The organism is Tritonibacter scottomollicae, from assembly GCF_032924845.1.
GTDB lineage: Bacteria > Pseudomonadota > Alphaproteobacteria > Rhodobacterales > Rhodobacteraceae > Epibacterium > Epibacterium scottomollicae.
Genome location: NZ_CP136704.1, coordinates 2,800,196 through 2,819,752 on the forward strand (window position 1 = coordinate 2,800,196; position 19,557 = coordinate 2,819,752).

At 61.2% G+C, this 19,557-nt stretch carries 21 protein-coding genes; 14 read left to right on the forward strand and 7 right to left on the reverse strand.

What is annotated here, in order from left to right; genetic code table 11:
* Window positions 1-15 precede the first annotated feature (15 nt).
* Window positions 16-1,431, reverse strand: a complete 1,416-nt coding sequence (locus R1T40_RS13950; protein WP_317384557.1) for a dihydrolipoyl dehydrogenase family protein — start codon at window positions 1,429-1,431, stop codon at window positions 16-18.
* A gap of 3 nt (window positions 1,432-1,434) precedes the next feature.
* On the reverse strand, window positions 1,435-2,169 hold the full coding sequence (locus tag R1T40_RS13955; protein WP_317384558.1) for a TVP38/TMEM64 family protein: 735 nt from the start codon (window positions 2,167-2,169) through the stop codon (window positions 1,435-1,437).
* 416 nt (window positions 2,170-2,585) lie between these two features.
* On the opposite strand from R1T40_RS13955, the gene rpmH reads away from it, so the two are divergent.
* The 3 genes from rpmH (at window position 2,586) to yidD (ending at window position 3,629) form a co-directional block, all read left to right on the forward strand.
* Window positions 2,586-2,720: a 50S ribosomal protein L34 gene (gene rpmH, locus R1T40_RS13960; protein WP_106165185.1), complete on the forward strand. Its 135-nt coding sequence runs from the start codon at window positions 2,586-2,588 to the stop codon at window positions 2,718-2,720.
* Between the two features lie 30 nt (window positions 2,721-2,750).
* Window positions 2,751-3,224 carry a ribonuclease P protein component gene (gene rnpA, locus R1T40_RS13965; protein WP_317384559.1) on the forward strand — a complete coding sequence of 158 codons (474 nt, stop codon included), beginning with the start codon at window positions 2,751-2,753 and terminating at the stop codon, window positions 3,222-3,224.
* Between the two features lie 144 nt (window positions 3,225-3,368).
* The gene (gene yidD / locus R1T40_RS13970) at window positions 3,369-3,629 is read left to right on the forward strand and encodes a membrane protein insertion efficiency factor YidD (RefSeq protein WP_106165187.1); all 261 of its coding nucleotides are present in this window, start codon (window positions 3,369-3,371) and stop codon (window positions 3,627-3,629) included.
* Between the two features lie 33 nt (window positions 3,630-3,662).
* On the opposite strand, the gene R1T40_RS13975 is transcribed toward yidD, so the two are convergent.
* The gene (locus R1T40_RS13975) at window positions 3,663-4,211 is read right to left on the reverse strand and encodes a DUF3833 domain-containing protein (RefSeq protein WP_317384560.1); all 549 of its coding nucleotides are present in this window, start codon (window positions 4,209-4,211) and stop codon (window positions 3,663-3,665) included.
* 134 nt (window positions 4,212-4,345) lie between these two features.
* Here R1T40_RS13975 and ttcA point away from each other — a divergent pair, with 134 nt between their 5' ends.
* From ttcA to R1T40_RS14010, 7 genes are all read left to right on the forward strand, one after another.
* Window positions 4,346-5,233 carry a tRNA 2-thiocytidine(32) synthetase TtcA gene (ttcA, locus tag R1T40_RS13980; protein ID WP_317386985.1) on the forward strand — a complete coding sequence of 296 codons (888 nt, stop codon included), beginning with the start codon at window positions 4,346-4,348 and terminating at the stop codon, window positions 5,231-5,233.
* A 139-nt stretch (window positions 5,234-5,372) separates the two neighbouring features.
* A complete protein-coding gene (locus R1T40_RS13985) occupies window positions 5,373-6,845 on the forward strand; it encodes a putative bifunctional diguanylate cyclase/phosphodiesterase (RefSeq protein ID WP_317384561.1) in 1,473 nt (490 codons plus the stop codon).
* A gap of 152 nt (window positions 6,846-6,997) precedes the next feature.
* Entirely contained in the window at window positions 6,998-8,821 is a 1,824-nt protein-coding gene (gene yidC, locus R1T40_RS13990; RefSeq protein ID WP_317384562.1) for a membrane protein insertase YidC, read from the forward strand.
* Window positions 8,818-9,573, forward strand: coding sequence for an MOSC domain-containing protein (locus tag R1T40_RS13995; protein WP_317384563.1), 756 nt, complete (start codon window positions 8,818-8,820; stop codon window positions 9,571-9,573). Before yidC ends, R1T40_RS13995 begins: the two co-directional genes overlap by 4 nt.
* Entirely contained in the window at window positions 9,573-10,223 is a 651-nt protein-coding gene (gene yihA / locus R1T40_RS14000) for a ribosome biogenesis GTP-binding protein YihA/YsxC (RefSeq protein ID WP_106165191.1), read from the forward strand. Before R1T40_RS13995 ends, yihA begins: the two co-directional genes overlap by 1 nt.
* Entirely contained in the window at window positions 10,180-10,590 is a 411-nt protein-coding gene (locus R1T40_RS14005; RefSeq protein WP_317384564.1) for a DUF2946 family protein, read from the forward strand. The genes yihA and R1T40_RS14005 overlap by 44 nt, the downstream gene beginning before the upstream one ends.
* Before the next feature lie 73 nt (window positions 10,591-10,663).
* Window positions 10,664-12,076, forward strand: coding sequence for a PepSY-associated TM helix domain-containing protein (locus R1T40_RS14010; protein WP_106165193.1), 1,413 nt, complete (start codon window positions 10,664-10,666; stop codon window positions 12,074-12,076).
* 81 nt (window positions 12,077-12,157) lie between these two features.
* Here R1T40_RS14010 and R1T40_RS14015 read toward each other — a convergent pair whose 3' ends face one another.
* Window positions 12,158-12,889: an SDR family NAD(P)-dependent oxidoreductase gene (locus tag R1T40_RS14015; RefSeq protein WP_106165194.1), complete on the reverse strand. Its 732-nt coding sequence runs from the start codon at window positions 12,887-12,889 to the stop codon at window positions 12,158-12,160.
* Between the two features lie 176 nt (window positions 12,890-13,065).
* Between R1T40_RS14015 and argB the strand changes: the two genes are divergently transcribed.
* From argB to R1T40_RS14035, 4 genes are all read left to right on the forward strand, one after another.
* Complete coding sequence (gene argB / locus R1T40_RS14020; RefSeq protein WP_317384565.1) at window positions 13,066-13,926, forward strand: acetylglutamate kinase; 861 nt, start codon at window positions 13,066-13,068, stop codon at window positions 13,924-13,926.
* An 80-nt stretch (window positions 13,927-14,006) separates the two neighbouring features.
* The gene (locus R1T40_RS14025; protein WP_317384566.1) at window positions 14,007-14,708 is read left to right on the forward strand and encodes a ferredoxin; all 702 of its coding nucleotides are present in this window, start codon (window positions 14,007-14,009) and stop codon (window positions 14,706-14,708) included.
* A complete protein-coding gene (locus R1T40_RS14030; RefSeq protein WP_317384567.1) occupies window positions 14,705-15,202 on the forward strand; it encodes a SixA phosphatase family protein in 498 nt (165 codons plus the stop codon). The genes R1T40_RS14025 and R1T40_RS14030 overlap by 4 nt, the downstream gene beginning before the upstream one ends.
* A gap of 207 nt (window positions 15,203-15,409) precedes the next feature.
* Entirely contained in the window at window positions 15,410-15,835 is a 426-nt protein-coding gene (locus R1T40_RS14035) for a GNAT family N-acetyltransferase (RefSeq protein WP_317384568.1), read from the forward strand.
* A gap of 239 nt (window positions 15,836-16,074) precedes the next feature.
* Here R1T40_RS14035 and R1T40_RS14040 read toward each other — a convergent pair whose 3' ends face one another.
* Genes R1T40_RS14040 through R1T40_RS14050 form a run of 3 tightly spaced genes read right to left on the reverse strand, consistent with a single transcriptional unit; the run spans window position 16,075 to window position 19,477 of the window.
* Window positions 16,075-16,866, reverse strand: coding sequence for an amino acid ABC transporter ATP-binding protein (locus tag R1T40_RS14040; RefSeq protein WP_106165199.1), 792 nt, complete (start codon window positions 16,864-16,866; stop codon window positions 16,075-16,077).
* A 12-nt stretch (window positions 16,867-16,878) separates the two neighbouring features.
* On the reverse strand, window positions 16,879-18,207 hold the full coding sequence (locus R1T40_RS14045; RefSeq protein ID WP_317384569.1) for an amino acid ABC transporter permease: 1,329 nt from the start codon (window positions 18,205-18,207) through the stop codon (window positions 16,879-16,881).
* 1 nt (window position 18,208) lies between these two features.
* Window positions 18,209-19,477, reverse strand: a complete 1,269-nt coding sequence (locus tag R1T40_RS14050; RefSeq protein WP_106165201.1) for an amino acid ABC transporter permease — start codon at window positions 19,475-19,477, stop codon at window positions 18,209-18,211.
* Window positions 19,478-19,557: the final 80 nt, after the last annotated feature.

The window sequence follows — 19,557 nt, forward strand, 5'->3', positions numbered from 1 at the left end:
GTCCCCGTTTTCGCCTCAGGGTATCCAGCGCTGCACGAACCGGACAACCCGCTTTATGACGGAATTCTCAAATAGTCTCGGGGAGAAATACGCGCCTGCGACCCGTTTGTTAAGCTCCGCGATGGTCGGATAAGGTGCAATCATTGCGGCGATTTGGCTCATCTTGAGGCGATTGGCGATGGCCAGCGACCATGTGGCGATCAACTCCCCCGCCTGATGACCTGCAATGGTGGCCCCGACCGGGCGGCCCGCAACCACCATCACCTTGATGAAACCCGTCGCCCGCCGGGTGGCAATGGCGCGATCATTGTGACCGTAGTCGAACCGCGCCACCTCCAACCTGCCGCCATATTCTGACCGCGCCTCTGCCTCCGTGAGGCCTACCTGCGCGATTTCCGGGTCAGTATAAGTGGCGCGCGGGATATGCGCCGTCTTGGCCTTTGCAGGCAGCGCAAACAACAGCGACCGGATGATGACGCTGGCATGATACCCCGCCAGATGGGTGAACTGCCCCTGCCCGGCCACATCGCCGATGGCATAGACCCTTGGGTTGGTCGTCCGCAGGTTTGCGCCCACCTGAATGCCGGTTTTGGTGGTTTCCACCCCTGCCACGTCGAGGTTCAGCCCCTCCGTGTTGGGTTTCCGCCCGACTGCCACCAGCAGATGCGAGCCGGTGACAGGCCCGGCGCTGGTTTCCACCACGATCTGGTCGCCCTGCTGACGGACAGCCTCTGCCGAGGTCTGCTCCCGCACGTCAATCCCCTCGCCGCGCAAGTGGTCGAGCACAAAGGCCGCGGCCTCCGGATCATCCCTGCCCAGCGCGTCTTGCGCCTCCAGCACCGTGACCTTGCTGCCGAGGCGATGATGCGCCTGCGCCATTTCCATGCCGATGGGACCGCCGCCGATGACAATCAGGTGGTCGGGGCGATCCGTCAGGGACCAGAGCGTCTCGTTGGTGAGGTACTCCACATCCGCGAGCCCCGGGATCGGCGGGACAAACGGGCTTGACCCGGTGGCCACAACGATCCGGCGCGCCCGGATACGGGTATCACCGGCCTCGACCTCCGTGCGACTGACAAAGCGCCCTGTCTCGCGGATGACGCGCACCCCGAAGCCCTCGAACCGGTCTTGGCTGTCCACCGGCGCGATGGTGTCGATGACCTCTTGCACATGCCCCTTTGCGGCGGCGTAATCCACGTCTGGCGCATGATCCTCTATACCAAAGGCGCTCCCATGCGCCTGCGCATGGGCGACATGGCCACTGGCCAGCAGCGCCTTGGAGGGCACGCAGCCGTAGTTCAGGCAATCACCGCCCATCTTATGCGCTTCGAGCAAAACCACATCAGCGCCCATCTGGCTGGCCCCTGCTGCCAGAGACAGCCCGCCAGAGCCTGCGCCGATGACGAGGAGATCACAGGTAATCGACTTCATTCTTCAAAGTTCCTTCTTGCCGCGCAACATTTTGACCAGAATGGGCAGAGCCGCCAATGCGCATAGTCCGAGGATCGGCCCCATCACATGCGGCTCCCACAAGAGGCTCAGATCCGGGCTGCCACCAAGGTCAAACACCTCGCCCAGCCCGACCCCGATCCAGGTAAAGACAATGGCGCCGGGTATGATCCCCAACGCCGTGGTCCAGAAGAAATTCCAGATCTTCACCCCAACAAGCGCCGGCAGCAGGTTGGCAACAAAGAAAGGAACCGCCGGCACCAGTCGCAACAGAAGCAGCACTTCGACCTCTGCATCGTGCAGCGCAGTCTTGAGCTTGTGGATACGGCCCTCGCTTGCCTCCATTTTGGCCGACAACGTCGCCCCTAGCCCCCAGCGGGCGGCGAGGAAGATTGCCATCGCACCTACGGTGGCGGCAAGCACGTTGATTCCTGTGCCTGCCACCAGACCAAACAGGAAACCGCCAGTGACCGAGGCCACAGCCGCCCCCGGCAATGAAAAGGCAACAATCACGATATAGGCGGCAAGGAAGGTCAGTGCCATGACCGCATAATTCTGGTCCCGGAACGCCAGCAGCGCCTCGCGGTTGTCACGCAATGTGTCAAAGGACAGCACATCCCCCAATGTGACCGCTCCAACGATGGCGACGAGGCCCACCAGCGCCAGTGGCACATGCCGAAGCCAGCTTTTGCGGGAAAGGTTGCTTGGTGTCTCGTCCATCGTCGTCAGATCCTTGCAGGGATGGGGGCCGCACGCTGGGCTACCCCGAATGGTCATCATGCCCATTGCTCTAGCGTCGAAGATGTGGTGCTGGCGAGAGTGGCGCAGCCTCCCTCACGTCCGCTTGAAGGCAATCCGCTGTTTCGTGATCGTCCGACCCCGGGAACAGCAAAACTGAAACATTTCCATGCTGGTGATTCCCTCTGCGCAGGTGATATCAGCCAGCTTCCTGATGATTTACCGCGACGCATCCGTGGCAGAACGCGTTTTTTAACGGAAATATGGCAGGCAAGGCGGAAATTGCGCCCATTGGGTTTGACAGAGCGGCGACAGGCGTCTAGAGACCGGGCTTCGAGATAGACCCCGGGGGGCCATTCCGCGCCGTACCCGATGATATATAATTGGAGACCGGAGCGATGAAACGCACCTTTCAGCCTTCGAACTTGGTTCGCAAACGTCGTCACGGCTTCCGTGCGCGCATGGCCACCAAAGGCGGCCGCAAGATTCTGAACTCGCGCCGCGCACGTGGCCGCAAGTCCCTGAGCGCATAATACCGCGCTCAGAGACAGGTTCTGACGGACATGACACCGCCGGAGGCTCCCATGGATGGCATTGCTGACCAAGGGACACAGCCTCCGGCGGTGTCCGTTTGCGCATCTGTCGCATCCCCTACCGTGACCACGCGCGCGCCGCGCCCAGCCCGACCGGCCAAGGTGCGGGCGGGAATGGAGATCCTGACCAAACGCGGTGATTTCATCGCTGCCGCCCGGGCGCGCAAGCAGGGCACTCAGTCGATGATGGTGCAGGGGCGCAAGCGTGATGACGACGGCCCCTTTCGCGTGGGTTATACCTGCTCCAAGAAGGTCGGCAACGCGGTCACCCGAAACCGTGCCAAACGCCGCCTGCGCGAAATCGCACGGCTTCTGCTGCAGGATCACGGCCAGCCCGGCTGGGACTACGTGCTGATCGGTCGCGCGGGAGAAACCACGACGCGTCCCTTCGAGCAGATGCAAAAAGACTTCCTTTACGCTCTGCGCAAGATCCACAGGTCCTAACGCCTCAACGCATCCGACGAACGCGCGCGCTTCCGCACACCTCGGCTGCATTGGCATGTCTCCGCCAGCATTGGGCTATGTAGACCCAGACGCCGCGATCAAGCGCGGTTGCACGCCCGTCGGCAGCCCCCTATGTCAGACCCCATGCGCTTTCTTGCTCACCTCATCGCACTGCCCGTGCGCGGCTATCGGCTGTTGTTCAGTCCCTGGGTGGGCTTCAACTGTCGCTATCAGCCCACCTGTTCAGCCTACGCGCTGGAGGCACTGGAGCGCCACGGCCCTATTCGCGGCACATGGCTGATGCTGCGCCGCATCGGGCGCTGTCACCCCTTTGGCAGCTCCGGCTATGATCCGGTTCCGGGGGCCGATCCGGACCATGACTGCAGCTGCAAGCACGATTCCTAAAGATCAACTCTCACCCCGACATCAAGGGGGACCTCAAGGGCGCTGCTCAAAGAAGATCGTCACCTCGCCGAGGGTCACCCCGAACCGCTCCATATAGGCGATGTTCAACAGCCGCCCGTCCTCCTGCAGCCACATCCAGTCATCAAACGCGACCCGCATAGTCTCGCCGTCCGGCATGGGCAGGTCGATGGTGTAGGTCCAGTTGAAGGTATCGCCCACTTCGCGCCCGGTGGCCTGCCCCTGCACGCCCGGCGCTGTTCCGGTCCAGCTGTCGTCACCGGTCTTGGTGAGGCTCCAGTTGCGGACCTCTGCGGTTCCATCCGCATAAGCGAACTGTTCCTTCAACGTGAGTGTCTTGCCATCCCACGCCCCGTCGATCTCGACCTTGAAGCGGCGGCGCACGGTGCCGAACCGGTCCTTGAACTGCCCATATGCGACTGTTTTTCCGTCAAAATATTCCTCAAGATTGAGCTGGCGATCGCTGAGCTTGGCATCCTCCAGAGAGGGCCGCCCGCAGCTGCCAAGCCCCAAGAGCGCAACCACACCAACACTCGCAGCCACGCCGCGCCATAGCAGTTTCATCCTGACCCCTCCTTGCGTTCGATACCTATGATACGCTTGGTACCCCGCCCCGGATCGAAAACACTTGCATCAGTTTGCAGCGAGCCATGCAGGTTTTACTTGGCAAGCGCTCAGACAGGCGCTACCCGGCGGATATGCTGGATCAGGATCAAGACGACATTCACCCGCTGTTTCACGGCGCGCCACAGACCACCGAGTTCAAGAAGCTCCGCAAGCGGATCGTGCGCGCGACGCGCGAGGCGGTGGAGCAATACGGCATGGTCGAACACCGCGAAGACGGCTCCGTTCCCAAGTGGCTGGTCTGCCTGTCTGGCGGCAAGGACTCCTATACGCTGCTCGCCGTACTTCATGAGCTGAAATGGCGCGGACTGCTGCCTGTTGATCTCCTGGCCTGCAACCTCGATCAGGGCCAGCCAGGGTTCCCGGCGACAGTGTTGCCGGAGTTCCTGGAAAAAATGCAGGTCCCGCACCGGATCGAGTATCAGGACACCTATTCCATCGTTGTCGACAAGGTCCCCGCCGGACGGACCTATTGTGCGCTGTGCTCGCGACTGCGGCGCGGCAACCTTTATCGCATCGCGCGCGAGGAAGGCTGCTCGGCGGTTGTGCTCGGCCATCACCGGGATGACATCCTGGAGACGTTCTTCATGAACCTCTTCCATGGCGGCCGCCTCGCCACCATGCCGCCCAAGCTGGTCAATGAAGAAGGCGACCTGTTCCTGTTCCGCCCACTCGCCCATGTGGCGGAGGCCGATTGCGAAAAATTTGCGCGGTCGATGAACTATCCCATCATCCCTTGCGATCTTTGCGGCAGTCAGGACGGGCTGCAGCGCCAGCAGGTGAAACAGATCCTCGATGGTTGGGAATCAAACAGCCCCGGACGTCGTCAGGTGATGTTCAGAGCGCTGATGAATGCGCGTCCGTCGCATCTTCTGGATCCAAAACTCTTTGATTTCACAGGGCTGACCCTTAAAAATTTCGACGATATGGACGATTCTGAGGAAATCCCGCAACTGCGTTAACTCCTCGGTCAGACCCGGACCCTAGTCTAAGCCAGAGCCACCGGCGAAGTCGAAAGGTCCCACTGCTATGAAACTCCCGAATTCACGTCTCCTTCAGCGGGCCAGGGACGGAATCTCGCAGGTGGTGTTCGGCCCGCCTATGCTGGCTTTCTTGCCTGCAATGACGCTCGGGGCTTTCTGGTTCGGTGGCGAACGCGCGCTGATGATGGTTGCCTTGGGATTGCCGGTTGCGCTGGCGCTCTTGGGCAGCTTCACCCGCGCCACGCGGCCTGCCCCCGGTCGCGACGGCCTGACCGGCCTGATGGTGGCCCCGGGCTTTGACAGCCATGTGAAGGACGTGTTTGCCCGCACCGAGGACTGCGGACTGAAATCCGCCCTGCTGGTGATCGAGATCGACGATTACGACGAGCTGTTGGCCGCCCATGGTCAAGACGCGGGGGATGTTGTTGTACAGCGCGTGGTGGAACGGATCGGCGCTGTCGTGCGTCACCGCGATACGGTGGCGCGACTGGACCGCAACCGGTTTGCCATTTGCCTCACCCCGATCATGCAACTGGATCTGGAACTCTGTATACAGCTCGCCGGCCGGCTGCAGTTGCGCATCGAGGAACCTGTTCCGTTCGACGGATCCTCGCTGTTTGTGTCCTGCTCCATCGGCATCTGCCAGCGTCACCGCGTCCCAAAGGGGGCAACCAGCAGCTGGCTCGACTGTGCCGTCGCCGCACTGGACGAGGCGCTCAGCGTCGGACCATCGAGCATCCGCGCCTTCTCCAGCGACACCCACATTCATCTCAATCATGGCGACACGCTGAAGGAAGAAGCCGCACAGGCTCTCGAATCCGGCATGATCCAGGCCTGGTTCCAACCGCAGCTCAGCACTGACACAGGTCGCGTCTCTGGCTTTGAGGCGCTCGCACGCTGGTTTCACCCGGTCCAGGGCATGATCGCGCCTTCTGTCTTCCTTCCTGCATTGGAAGAGGCCGGGCTGCTGCCGAAACTGAGCCAGCAAATGGTGCAGCAGGCGCTGATCGCGATCAAATCTTGGGATGCGGCAGACTTGGATGTACCCTCTGTCGGGGTAAATTTCGCCACTGACGAGTTGCGTGACCCGGCGCTGGTAAACCGCATCCGGTGGGAGCTGGACCGGTTCGGCCTTACCCCGGATCGGCTGACGATCGAAGTGCTGGAGACCGTGGTCACCGATCAACCAGACGAGGTGGTCGCCCGCAACATCACCGCGCTGGGAGAGATGGGCTGCCAGATCGACCTCGATGACTTTGGCACGGGCCATGCCTCCATCGCATCCGTGCGCCGGTTCCGGGTGTCGCGAATCAAGATCGACCGCAGTTTCGTGACCAAGGCCGATCATGACCCCGAACAACAGAAGCTGATTGCCGCGATTCTGACCATGGCTGAACGGCTGGAGCTGAAAACCCTTGGTGAAGGGGTGGAGACCGCAGGCGAGCACGCTTTGCTGGCGCAACTGGGCTGCGATCATGTGCAGGGCTTTGGCATCGGACGCCCGATGCCCTTCGACCAAACACTGGACTGGGTGGTGGCGCATGAGGCGAAACTGCAGGACGCTCCAGTGATTGGCCGCCAGAGCCACTAAACCTGCCTTGATGCGGCTCGACGCGTGATTCCCAATGTTTTTTGGGGATTCGCCCCCTTGCAACCCTTGCCGTGCCCGGATTTCCCTTGACCTTCATGACCGACCTCTGTTGAACCACACCCTGTCTTTGCATGCATGAGGTGGCTGTCCAGATGGACGATCAGAACAAGAATCTACTGCTCGCAACCGCTCTGAGTTTCCTCGTGATTCTCGGCTGGTACTTCTTCTTTCCTCCCCCGGAAGAGGCTCCGCAACCGGAGGCCCAGGTGGCAGAGACCATCGCGGCCCCAGACGGGACATCAGCCCCTGCTGCCGCGCCCGCAGCAGGTGCGGCAACCGGTGAGGTCGACGCGGCTGCCACCGAAACGCAGACCGTTGCGGACACACCGCGCCTGGAGATCAACACCCCCCGTGTCGAAGGCTCCATCTCGCTCACGGGCGGACGTATCGATGACCTCAAGCTGAAAGACTACCGCGAGACGCTGGACGATGATTCGCCCATCGTGACCCTGCTGTCGCCCGCAGGCGACGCAAATGCCTATTACGCGCTCTATGGCTGGGCCCCCGGCACCGGTCTCGGCATCGAAGACGTGCCCACCGCAAATACCGAGTGGCAGGCAGAGGACGGCGCGACCCTGACCCCGGAGACCCCGGTGACCCTCACCTGGGACAACGGCAACGGGCTGACCTTCACCCGCGAAATCGCCATCGACGCGGATTACATGTTCTCGATCACCCAGTCGGTCACCAACCAGACCGGCGGCTCTGTCGCACTGGCCCCCTACGGCACCCTTGCCCGTCATGGCCTGCCGACCAACCTCGAAAACTTCTTCATTCTGCATGAAGGTGTGGTCGCCATGGCCGATGGTGAACTCGCCGAGATCGACTATGACGACATGGCCGACTTTGACCCGGATCCGCGCGACGGCTCGCGGGCTCAGGTCACGCCCGTCACCGAAAATGGCTGGATTGGCTTCACCGGTCACTACTGGATGTCGACCTTGATCCCAGGCCCCGGCGACGCCTTCCGCTCCATTGCCAAATATGACGAGCGCCGCGACATCTATCAGACCGATGTGGTGCTGCCGACGGTCACGCTCGCCGCGGGCGAGAGCACCGCTGCCAGCACGCAGCTGTTTGCCGGCGCCAAGGAATGGGCCACCATCCGCGAGTATGAGCGCGGCGGTATCGACGGCTTCCTCGACTCCATCGACTGGGGCTGGTTCTTCTTCTTCACCAAGCCGATCTTTGCGGTGCTGCACTGGCTCAACGCTGCCATCGGCAACATGGGCGTCGCAATCATCGCGCTCACCTTCCTCCTGAAGATCCTTGTTTTCCCGCTGGCCTATAAATCCTACGCCTCCATGGCGCGGATGAAAGAACTGCAGCCGGAGATGGAAAAGCTGCGCGAACGCGCGGGTGACGACCGCCAGAAGGTCCAGAAGGAGATGATGGAGCTTTACAAGCGCGAGAAGGTCAATCCGGCGGCAGGCTGTCTGCCGATCCTGATCCAGATCCCGATCTTCTTCTCCCTCTACAAGGTGATCTTCGTGACGCTGGAGCTGCGCCACTCGGCCTTCTTTGGTGTTTTCCGCGACCTCTCTGCGCCCGATCCGACGTCGCTCTACAACCTCTTCGGCCTGTTGCCCTGGGGGGCACCGCCTGTGGATTCGATCCTTGCGCTGGTGTTCATCGGCGTCCTTCCGATCCTGCTCGGTGTCTCCATGTGGCTGCAGCAAAAGCTGAACCCGGCACCCACGGATGAAACGCAGGCGATGATCTTTGCCTGGATGCCTTGGGTCTTCATGTTCATGCTGGGTGGTTTTGCGTCGGGCCTCGTGGTCTACTGGATCACCAACAACGTGATTACCTTCACCCAGCAGTATCTGATCATGCGCAAGCACGGGTATTCGCCGGATGTCTTTGGCAACATCAAGTCCAGCTTCAAGAAGAAGCCCAAGGCAGAGAAAGAATGACAGCAACTGTCAAACAAATGTGGCGGCACCCGATCAAGGGGATCGGGGCCGAACCACTCACAGGGGTCCGTTTGGAAACAGGCGGACCCATGCCTTTGGACAGGGCCTGGGCCGTGTTGACGGGCAAGGCAGAAGATACCGGCGCATGGCAGCCCTGTCGCAACTTTGCGCGGGGCTGTTTCGGTCCGGAACTGATGGCCGTGACCGCCGAGACCCGCACCGATGCCGAGGGCACCCGGATTACCCTGCGCCACCCGAAACAGGGTGAGATCACCCTGAACCCTGCCAGCGACAGCGACAGCGACCGGCTTGTGGAGTGGCTCCAACCGATCTACCCGGCGGAGCGTCCGCAGCCACACAGCCTGATTTCCGCCCCGGAGGGCGGCATGGCCGATGCAAGCTTCCCCGCACTCTCCATTCTGTCTCTCGCCTCCCTGCGCGCCCTTGGCGACGCTCTGGGGCAAGAGCTGGACCCGCGTCGCTTTCGCGGCAATCTCTGGATTGATGGCACCGAGCCGTTCGCCGAATTCGACTGGATCGGCAAGACGCTGCAAATCGGCACAGTGCGCCTTCAGGTGGTCGACCGGATCACCCGCTGCCGCGCCACGGAAACAAACCCCGACACCGGCGCGCGCGATGCCAATACGCTCAAGGCCCTGCGCGAACATTGGGGTCACACCGATTTTGGCATCCGCGCCAAGGTCCTGTGCGATGGCGAAATCGCTCTCGCCGACACCATAGAGGTTCTTTGATGCAATTGCCCTTCCCCCTCGCTGAAGAGCCCGAAGCCATCGCCCATGAAACAGGGCGCAAGCTCTTTGCCGGGCAATCGGAATTCGTAAAGGGCGTGGTCGCCATGTCCGGCCTGCCGCCTGCAGACCGGATGGAGGTCTGCTTTGCCGGGCGTTCCAATGTCGGGAAATCCTCGCTGATCAACGCGCTGACCGGCACCAAGGGCCTGGCCCGTGCCTCGAACACACCGGGACGCACGCAGGAAATCAACTACTTCACCCAAGGGCCAGAGCTCTACCTCGTTGACCTGCCCGGCTATGGCTATGCCAATGCGCCGCTGGCGGTGGTGGAGAAATGGCAGCGCCTTCTGAAACAGTATCTTTCCGGCCGCCAAACCCTGCGCCGCGCCTTTGTGCTGATCGACACCCGCCATGGCGTGAAGAAGGTCGATGAAGAGATCATGAAGCTGCTGGACACCTCTGCCGTGACGTTCCAGGTGGTGATGACCAAGGCCGACAAGGTCAAGGACAAGGACCGCGCCAAGATCCTCGATCAGGTGCGCGAGGCGCTGTCCAAACATCCCGCAGCCTATCCCGAGATCGTGCTGACCTCCTCGGAAAAGGGCGATGGCATCGCCACCCTGCGATCCATCATCGCGCATCTGGACTAAGCCTCTGCGCCGCCTTGTGCCATACTGGGGCCTGCTGGCCATCCTGATCGCCGGACTGGTTCCGGCGGGCTGGATGCCGATGTCGGCGCAGGACGGCAAGATGCTGCTTGTGCTCTGTACCGGGGACGGCCCACAGGAGATGTGGGTCGAACTCGATGATGATACGCCAGCGCATGAAGAGGACGACCACAGCAATCGACATTGCCCCTTCGCCTCACACCCGCCGCTGGCGGCGCATCAGGCGGTCGAGTTGCCATTGCCCCTGATGGGGCCGGAGCGGGACCTGTGGTTCCGCGCCCCTTTCACTCATCACACCGCCGGGTTTCACTGGCGCTATGATGCACGCGGTCCGCCCGCCCTCTCCTGATCCCAAAACATCGTCATCTTGACTGCACCGAGCCCCAGGGCCCGGCCCCTTTTTGGTATGGAGATCTCTCTCAATGGCACTGAGCCAAACCGCAGGCATGGACAGCCGTCCTGCCGCCCCGAACCTGTCGCAAAAATTCTATTTCGCCGCATGGCGCTGGCACTTCTACGCTGGCCTCTACGTGATCCCCTTCCTCATCATGCTGGCGCTCACCGGCCTCGGCATGATGTATATCTCGGTCTTTGACGGGCGTGACGGCGAGTATGTCGCCGTGCCTGTCGGCGAGACCGTGCAGCCCATCGAGCTGCAAACCCAAGCTGCAGTGGATGCCATTCCCGGCGCCACACTGATTGAGTGGATCGGCCCGAAGGCCGACGACCGCGCCGCCGTCGTGCGGGTCGCCGTGGAAGGCGGCAACCGCATGGTCGCCGTCGATCCCTACACGACCGAGGTCGTGGAAAGCTGGGATCGCCGCGCCGGGTGGTATGATTTCCTATCCGACATCCATGGCACCCTGCTGATCGGCGACACAGGTGACCGGCTGATCGAAATCGCGGCCGGTCTGGCCATCGTGCTGGTGCTGACTGGCCTCTACCTCTGGTGGCCGCGTGGGGACTGGACCTCCGCCTTTGTTCCCCGGCTTGCCGCGAAGGGCCGCGCCCTGTGGAAGAGCCTGCATGCGGTGATCGGCGTCTATATCTCGCTGATATTGGTGGTGTTTCTTGTCTCTGGTCTGTCTTGGGCGGGCATCTGGGGCGAGCGGTTCGTGCAGGCCTGGTCGACCTTTCCCGCGCAGAAATGGGATGCGGTGCCCCTGTCGGACAACACCCATGCCGGTCACATGAACCATGGCGCCATGAAGGACGTACCTTGGGCGCTGGAGCAAACTCCGATGCCCGAATCCGGATCAGACGCAGGGATCACAGGCCTGCCTGAAGGCACCGTGGCCACGGCAGACAGCATCTATGCGCTTGGCCGCGCGCTTGGCTATCAGGGCCGTTTCCGCATCGTGTTCCCGCGCGATGACGCCGGTGTTTTCACTCTCAACCAGGACAGCATGAGCAACGACAGCGCCTGCCCGACCTGTGACCGTACCGTGCATGTCGACCAGTTCACCGGCAAGATCCTCGCCGATGTCCAATTCTCCGACTATTCGCTGGCGGGCAAGTCCATGGCCGTGGGCATAGCCTTCCACGAAGGCGACATGGGTCTGTGGAATATTGTGCTGAACACCGTGTTCTGCCTGTCGGTGATCTTTGTTTGTGTCTCAGGCGTGGTCATGTGGCTAAAACGCCGCCCCACGCGCGCCGGTCGCCTTGCAGCGCCGCCGGTACCGCAGGATCTGCCGTTCTGGAAAGGGGCAGTGCTGATCGGGCTCTTTGCCTCACTGGCCTTCCCGCTGGTGGGTCTGACGCTGCTGGCGGTGCTTGCACTGGATGTGTTGATCCTGTCGAACCTGCCCCGCCTGAAGCGCGTGGTCAGCTGACGGTTTGCCCTCCGCAGTCTCACCGCTGCGGAGGGATCTCCCACACGATGGACCTTCAGCGGCCCGCCAATAAAGGCCGCGTCAGACGTGCTGCGCGCCGTTCACTTCGATCTCGGTGCCGGAGATATAGCTGCTGTGTTCCGAACAGAGGAAATAGATCGCATCCGCCACCTCCGACGGCTGCCCCAGACGGCGCATCGGCAACTGCTCGACGATCTTGTCGGTGCCGGGGCTGAGGATGGAGGTCTCGACCTCGCCCGGCGCGATCGCGTTCACCCGCACCCCAAGCGGACCGAAGTCATGCGCCATCTCCCGCGTCAGCGCCGCGAGCGCCGCCTTTGAGGTGGCGTAGGCCGCACCCGCAAAGGGATGAACCCGGCTGCCAGCGATCGAGGTTACGTTGACCACCGATCCCTTCGCCGCTGCCAGTTCCTCCTTCAGGCCGCGCGCCAGCACGACCGAGGCAAAGAAGTTGACGTGAAACACCTTGGCCCAATCCATCAGATCGGTGTTGAGCGTGCTCAGCCGCTCCCCCTCCGGCCCCTTGGGTGAGACGCCGGCATTGTTCACCAGCGCATCAAGCTTGCCGCCCTCAAGCCGTTCCTGGATCACCCCAACGGCGTTGATGGTATCCGAAGGGTCCGACAGATCCAGCTGCACATGGTTTTCCTCCCCGCCGCCCCAGGGACATTCCTTTGGAAACGGCTGGCGCGAACAGGTGATGACCCGCCAGCCCTCGGCGTTGAACCGGCGCACGGTGGCATGGCCGATACCGCGGCTTGCGCCGGTCAAAAGCAGGGTTTTGCGACGCATGGCGCGGATCCTTTCGCGGGTGACTCAATGTCCACGACACTAGCACCCGCACCCGTGACGGCAATGCCGCGTAGACCATCCCGTGCCAGATCATCCTTGGCAGATGCTGCGGAAATGCGTAACACCCTTGTAACACCCCACCCCGGCACGGTCCGGGGCATCAGGACCTGACAGCGATGAAGACCCAAGACATGAACCGCGACTGGATTGCCACTGCCGAAACCCTATCGAGCGCCCTGCCCTATCTGCAGCGCTATGACGACGCCATCGTGGTGATCAAACTCGGCGGTCACGCCATGGGCAGCGACGAGGGCATGGAGAGCTTTGCCCGCGATGTGGTCCTGCTGCGTCAGGTTGGGGTGAACCCGGTTGTCGTGCATGGCGGCGGCCCCATGATCAACGCAATGCTGGACAAGCTGCAGATCCGCTCCGAATTCGTCAACGGCAAGCGTGTGACCGATGCCGCCACCATGGAAGTGGTCGAAATGGTCCTGTCCGGCATGGTCAACAAGCGCATTGTGCAGGCGATCAATGCGCAGGGCGGCAAGGGTATCGGTCTGTCGGGCAAGGATGCCAATCTCATCACCTGCGAACCGACCGACCCCGCGCTTGGCTTCGTCGGCACCCCGTCGGAGGTGAACGCCGACATGCTGAAGAACCTGTTCGAGAAAGAGTTCATCCCCGTCATCGCGCCGATCGGTTCCGGCGCCGAGGGCGGCACGTTCAACATCAACGGCGATACCGCCGCCGGGGCCGTTGCCGCCGCGCTGCGCGCCGACCGGCTGTTGCTGCTGACCGATGTCGCCGGGGTCAAGAACGCGGATGGCGTTGTTGTGACAGAGCTCACGGCCGCGGATGTGGATGCCATGACCGCCGAGGGCGTGATCGCCGGTGGGATGATCCCCAAGACCGAAACCGCGCTGGCCGCGGTACGCGGTGGCGTGCGGGCTTGCACCATCGTCGATGGCCGGGTGCCAAACGCGGTTCTGCTAGAGCTGTTCACCGACCATGGCGCCGGATCCATGATTCGCAACTAAAATTGCCAGTGTTAAAGACGACAGGCCGACTGTCGTTTGCGCGCTTGCCAGGGGCGGCCAATTCCGCGTCTGCTGGGGGTATGACTGATGTCCCGCCACCAGAACATTCCGCCGCGACAGATCGCTACCACCGCATCCTGGCTGTGCTTCGCCGGCATGGCCTGATGATCTATGGCGGCATTCACCCAGAGCGTGTGCCGGTGCCCGGAGTTGCCAATGGAACGCTGCTTCTGATCGGTACAGCCAGCACCTTTTGGGACAAGTTTTGCGCTGCGCCCGAAGGCACCGACGCGTCGCCCGATCCCATTGATCGCTATTCCACCCGCGTGCTGACCGCCCTGGCAGAGCAGCTGCAGGCGATCAATGTATATTTTCCCTTCGGTGAGCCGCCTTACGCGCCGTTCGTTGCCTGGGCGCTGGCCTCTGGTCGTGCTTTCACATCCCCGTCGCAAATGCTGGTGCATGATGAGGTCGGCATGCTGATTTCCTATCGAGGAGCGCTTCACTTTGACGAGATATTTGCCCTCCCGACGCCCCGGCACACGCGCTCGCCCTGTGAAACCTGTGTCGCCCTCCCTTGCCTTTCTACATGCCCGGCACACGCACTGGTTGACGCCGGCCCCTACAAGCTGGCAGCCTGTCACGACCACCTTGATACGCCGCAGGGAGCGGAGTGCATGGCATCGGGCTGCATTGCGCGCCGGGCCTGCCCGCTCAGTGCCGGTGCCGGGCGCCCAACAGCGCAAAATACCCACCACATGAGATATTTTCATCGCCCATGACCTGCACCTTGTTTCTGACCCGCCATGCCAAATCCGCGTGGAACACCGACGCACCAAGCGACCATGCACGACCTCTCAACAAACGGGGCCGTCGCTCTGCCGGCGCCCTGGGCAATTGGTTACGCCAACAGAGCGCGCAGCCGCAACAGGTCCTGTCATCCTCTGCACAGCGCACCCGTGAAACCTACGAGCTGATGGAGCTCCCCGCCCCTGCGACCTTCACCGAGCGTCTCTACCACGCCAGCGCCCAGATCATTTTCGACGTCCTGCGCGAGGCTTCGAAACCGAATGTGCTACTGCTCGGTCACAATCCCGGCCTGATGCAGTTCGCCCATGACATCGTGAAACACCCGCCCGCTCATTCCCGCTTTGAGGACTATCCGACCGGCGCCACACTGATGGTGCAGTTCGAGATCGCCTCCTGGGATCAGCTGCAAACCGCATCTGGCAGGGTGCTCGATTTCGTGGTGCCCCGCGAACTTCTGGGCGAATAGTGATTGCGGCACCCCCGGCCCGCGCGTAATCTAAGGCACATCGAAACAGGAGATTTGATGTCCCGTTGATGTGGGCGCTGCGGCGCCGCTGACGCACTTTTAAACACACACGAGCGGTCGCTGCTTAGGCCGCTCCTGTTGATGTGCGCTTCTCACACTCAATTCATTCGCCGCCTCAGCGCGGCCAACGACGGGATATTCCTGACAATGATCAGACCCTACACATCGTCGGACAAACCGACAGTCCTCCACATCTGGCGCAGCGCAAGCGCAATCGCTCACCCGTTTCTGAGCACCGAACACACCGATCAGGCAGAAGCCATGATCCGCGACCAATTCCTCGACCTTGCAGAAACATGGATGATCGAAGCCAACGGCACTGCGGTCGGCTTCATCGCCCTGCTCGGCACGGAGGTCGGTGGGCTCTTTGTGCTTCCAGCGCACCAAGGCAAGGGCCTTGGCCGTGCCCTGCTGAACCACGCCGCACAATCCCGTTCAGAGCTAAGCCTGTGCGTTTTTTCCGCAAATCACGCCGCCCGCGGTTTTTACACGGCATATGGATTCGAGGCGGAAGAGGAACGGCTCAACGACTTCTTCGGCCACCCGGAGATTGTAATGCGTCGAAGCTGCTAACGGGCTCAAGGGCGGCAGGCGGGTGGCATCCATGTGGCGCTGCCCGCTTCCGCGCCATTGCGCATTTCCGTGCCACTCATGGGCGCGCGCTCGGCCTATCTTTCAGCTTTTCAAAAATATCTCGGGGGATCGGACCCGCAGGGGCCGACAAGGGGGCAGCGCCCCCTTGCCATCACCAGATAAGTGAAAAGGCCGGGCAATGCCCGGCCTTTTCTCAATTCAGCAGCAAAAGCAGGTCCTCAGTGACCGAGGATCTGACTGAGGAACAACTTGGTACGTTCGCTCTGCGGGTTGTTGAAGAACTCTTCCGGCTCGTTCTGTTCCACGATCTGCCCGGCATCCATAAAGATCACACGGTTCGCCACCTGACGGGCAAAGCCCATCTCATGGGTCACGCAGAGCATGGTCATACCTTCTTCGGCCAGCTCGATCATGGTGTCGAGCACCTCTTTGATCATCTCCGGATCCAGCGCCGAGGTCGGCTCATCGAACAGCATGATGCGTGGCATCATGCACAGGCTGCGCGCGATCGCCACACGCTGCTGCTGTCCGCCCGAAAGCTGGCCGGGGTATTTGTCGGCCTGCTCGGGGATCTTCACCTTCTCGAGGAAATGCATCGCACGCTCCTCGGCTTCTTTCTTGGGCGTTTTGCGCACCCAGATCGGCGCCAGCGTGCAGTTTTCCAAGATCGTCAGATGCGGAAACAGGTTGAAGTGCTGAAACACCATGCCAACCTCGGAGCGGATCTTGTCGATATTCTTGAGGTCATTCGACAATTCCGTCCCATCCACCAGAATATTCCCCGCCTGGTGCTCCTCAAGAGCATTCAGGCAGCGAATCAGGGTGGACTTGCCGGAGCCCGAAGGCCCGGCAATGACGATGCGTTCACCCTGATTTACCGTCAGGTTGATATCGCGCAGCACATGGAAAGACCCGTACCACTTGTTCATATCGGAGATCTGGATTGCGACCTCATCCGAGACTTTCATCTTGGAGCGATCAATTTGACGGTCGAGAGCAAGTTCAGACATCTGTTGAACTCCTTATCGGTGGCCAGTCTGGAGTTTGCGCTCCAGATACATGGAATAACGGGACATGCCGAAGCAGAAGACGAAGAACAGGAACGCGATAAAGCCGTAAAGCTCCCACACGAGGCCGTTCCAATCGGCGTCAGCACGAATGGCGTTGGTGAGGTTCAGCGGGTCGAAGAGACCGATGACCGACACAAGGGTGGTGTCCTTGAACACGCCGATGAAGGTAGAAACGATGCCCGGGATCGAGATCTTCAGTGCCTGCGGCATGATGATCAGACGCTGTGCCTGCCAGTAGTTGAGACCGAGACTGTCGGCGCCCTCATACTGACCCGTCGGCAGAGCGGCGAGACCTCCCCGGATCACCTCGGCCATATAGGCGGAGGCAAACAGCGTCACCATGATGAACACGCGCATGATGATGTCGAAGTTGGTGCCCGGCGGCATGAAGATGTTCAACAGCGTCGAGGCCACAAACAGAAGCGTGATCAGCGGCACGCCGCGGATGAACTCGATGAAGCACACGCAAAGCGTCTTGACGATCAGCAGATCCGATTGCCGGCCCAGTGCCAACACGATCCCGATCGGCAGCGACAGGCCAATGGCCACCACCCCGATGGTAATCGACAGCATGAAGCCGCCAAAGGCACGCGATTGCACCGGTTCCAACGCGAGCGGCATGATCGAGGCAAGCTCCGAAGACAGCAATGACGCGGCAAACATCCACCAAAGCACCGCCGATACGACACCGACAATCAGCGCGATCAGCTCCGAAGTGCTCTTGAGGAGCCACTTGTAGACCACAAAGCCCACCACGAACCCCAGAGCAACCGCAACTGGCGTCCAGATCGTGCCGCCCCACAGCAGCCATGGCATGATGAAAGGATAGGCGCCCGAGAAATAGATCAGCTTGCCCGACACCCGGTCCGAGTAGAGGATCGGGGCCAGCGCCACGGCCAGCAACACAAAGGCCAGAATCGGACGCCAGCGTTGATCCACCGTCCCCTCTTCCGTTCCGTTTGGATAGAAGCCGAACAGCAATTGCGGCCAGCGCTCGGCGATCACGCCCCAGCACGCCCCAGCATTGTGCCCGGTCCGTCCCAGCTGCTCAAAGATATCGCGGCATTCGGGCAGCGAGGCCGCCGACCATGTCGGCACCCAAGCCCAATGGAACAGCCCCATCAAGAGTTGGATCACGAAGTACAACGCAACCAGTGTCAGGATCGAATTGAACCAACCGGAGAACAGATTGGCGCGCATCCAGCCCACCACACCGACAGCACTGGCTGGCGGATCCTTCTGCGGCAGCATCTCAGTGCGTACAAAAGAAATGTCACTCATATTACCGCTCCACCAGTTTAACGCGATTGTTGTACCAGTTCATGAAGCTGGAGATCAGCAGGCTGATCGTCAGATAGACGAGCATACCAAGCATGACGGTTTCCAACTCCCGTCCGGTCTGGTTCATGGTGATCCCCATCAATGTACCGGTCAGATCCATGTAGCCAACGGCAATCGCCAGCGAGGAGTTCTTGGTCAGGTTCAGATAGTTGGAGATCAGCGGCGGAATGATGACCCGCAGCGCCTGCGGCAGGATCACGAGGTTCATGATCCGCTTGGGACGTAGGCCAAGGGCCGCAGCCGCCTCTGTTTGCCCCTGGGAGATCGCAAGGATACCAGAGCGCACGATCTCGGCAATGAAGGCTGCCGTATAGAGCGACAAGGCCAGCCACAGCGCGATCAGCGAGTTGCGCATATGGGTGCCGCCTTGGAAGTTGAAGCCCTTCAGCTCCGGATAGCCAAGATGAAAACCCAAGACCAACAGCAGCAGCACAGAGGGCAGCAGAACAACCGCGGCACGGATGTGCCATATGGTTGGACGCAACCCGGTGGACTCCTGCTTTGCATCGGCCCATTGACGGATCTTCGTGGACACAAAGAGGCTGCCACCCAACACGATCAGAAACGCGATGAGATCAAGCGAGATATCGAAACGAACGGCGGCATCACCAAACACCGAGACATTGCCCAGCGAGTTGTGGAACAGCGGTTCAGGCACATAGACGCCGCGATTGGTCAGCGCCACGCTGTCCATAACATGCATGGCCGCATCAGAGTTGTCTCCCCTGAACGCGCTTGGGGCCGGCAGGGTCTCGATCATGATCGCCATGATGAAGACGATCCAGAGCAGGACCGGCACATTGCGGAACATCTCCACATAGACAGTCATCAGCCGTGCGACGAGCCAGTTCGAGGACAGGCGCAGCACGCCAATGATCACACCAAGGACGGTCGCGGTGATACAGCCGAGAAAGGCAACGAGCAGCGTGTTCAGCAGACCGATCAGGGCGGCCCGCATGTGGCTGTCCTGGTTGTCATAGTCCAGAAGACGCTGGTTGATGTCATAGCCGGCGGGCTCTGACAGGAAACTGAAGCTAGGCTCTTTGCCCAGATCTGTAAGGTTTTGAACGGTATTGCTGATCACCCATCCAACGAGGATGAGAAACCCGATCATCGCAACCACCTGAATGGTCGCCGAACGATAGCGGGTATCGTAAATCAGCATCGACAACCGAAAACTCTGTTTCGGCGGGTCAGACAAAGTCGACATATGTAGGGATCCCCGAGGCCTGCAGTTCCAATCCTCCCGGCAAGGTTTTCCCTCGCTCTGTGACTGGTCGCAGATTTCGT

Bases quoted from the DNA above. Each gene is read 5' to 3' on its own strand.
- R1T40_RS13955 (WP_317384558.1), bottom strand. From the start codon at position 2,169: ATGGACGAGACACCAAGCAACCTTTCCCGCAAAAGCTGGCTTCGGCAT.
- R1T40_RS13950 (WP_317384557.1), bottom strand. From the start codon at position 1,431: ATGAAGTCGATTACCTGTGATCTCCTCGTCATCGGCGCAGGCTCTGGC.
- R1T40_RS14025 (WP_317384566.1), top strand. From the start codon at position 14,007: ATGACTGATGTCCCGCCACCAGAACATTCCGCCGCGACAGATCGCTAC.
- R1T40_RS13985 (WP_317384561.1), top strand. From the start codon at position 5,373: ATGCTGGCTTTCTTGCCTGCAATGACGCTCGGGGCTTTCTGGTTCGGT.
- R1T40_RS13995 (WP_317384563.1), top strand. From the start codon at position 8,818: ATGACAGCAACTGTCAAACAAATGTGGCGGCACCCGATCAAGGGGATC.
- rpmH (WP_106165185.1), top strand. From the start codon at position 2,586: ATGAAACGCACCTTTCAGCCTTCGAACTTGGTTCGCAAACGTCGTCAC.
- yihA (WP_106165191.1), top strand. From the start codon at position 9,573: ATGCAATTGCCCTTCCCCCTCGCTGAAGAGCCCGAAGCCATCGCCCAT.
- R1T40_RS14045 (WP_317384569.1), bottom strand. From the start codon at position 18,207: ATGAGTGACATTTCTTTTGTACGCACTGAGATGCTGCCGCAGAAGGAT.
- R1T40_RS14050 (WP_106165201.1), bottom strand. From the start codon at position 19,477: ATGTCGACTTTGTCTGACCCGCCGAAACAGAGTTTTCGGTTGTCGATG.
- R1T40_RS14010 (WP_106165193.1), top strand. From the start codon at position 10,664: ATGGCACTGAGCCAAACCGCAGGCATGGACAGCCGTCCTGCCGCCCCG.
- R1T40_RS14030 (WP_317384567.1), top strand. From the start codon at position 14,705: ATGACCTGCACCTTGTTTCTGACCCGCCATGCCAAATCCGCGTGGAAC.
- R1T40_RS14035 (WP_317384568.1), top strand. From the start codon at position 15,410: ATGATCAGACCCTACACATCGTCGGACAAACCGACAGTCCTCCACATC.
- rnpA (WP_317384559.1), top strand. From the start codon at position 2,751: ATGACACCGCCGGAGGCTCCCATGGATGGCATTGCTGACCAAGGGACA.
- R1T40_RS14040 (WP_106165199.1), bottom strand. From the start codon at position 16,866: ATGTCTGAACTTGCTCTCGACCGTCAAATTGATCGCTCCAAGATGAAA.
- R1T40_RS14005 (WP_317384564.1), top strand. From the start codon at position 10,180: ATGGCATCGCCACCCTGCGATCCATCATCGCGCATCTGGACTAAGCCT.
- argB (WP_317384565.1), top strand. From the start codon at position 13,066: ATGAAGACCCAAGACATGAACCGCGACTGGATTGCCACTGCCGAAACC.
- R1T40_RS14015 (WP_106165194.1), bottom strand. From the start codon at position 12,889: ATGCGTCGCAAAACCCTGCTTTTGACCGGCGCAAGCCGCGGTATCGGC.
- yidC (WP_317384562.1), top strand. From the start codon at position 6,998: ATGGACGATCAGAACAAGAATCTACTGCTCGCAACCGCTCTGAGTTTC.
- ttcA (WP_317386985.1), top strand. From the start codon at position 4,346: ATGCTGGATCAGGATCAAGACGACATTCACCCGCTGTTTCACGGCGCG.
- yidD (WP_106165187.1), top strand. From the start codon at position 3,369: ATGCGCTTTCTTGCTCACCTCATCGCACTGCCCGTGCGCGGCTATCGG.
- R1T40_RS13975 (WP_317384560.1), bottom strand. From the start codon at position 4,211: ATGAAACTGCTATGGCGCGGCGTGGCTGCGAGTGTTGGTGTGGTTGCG.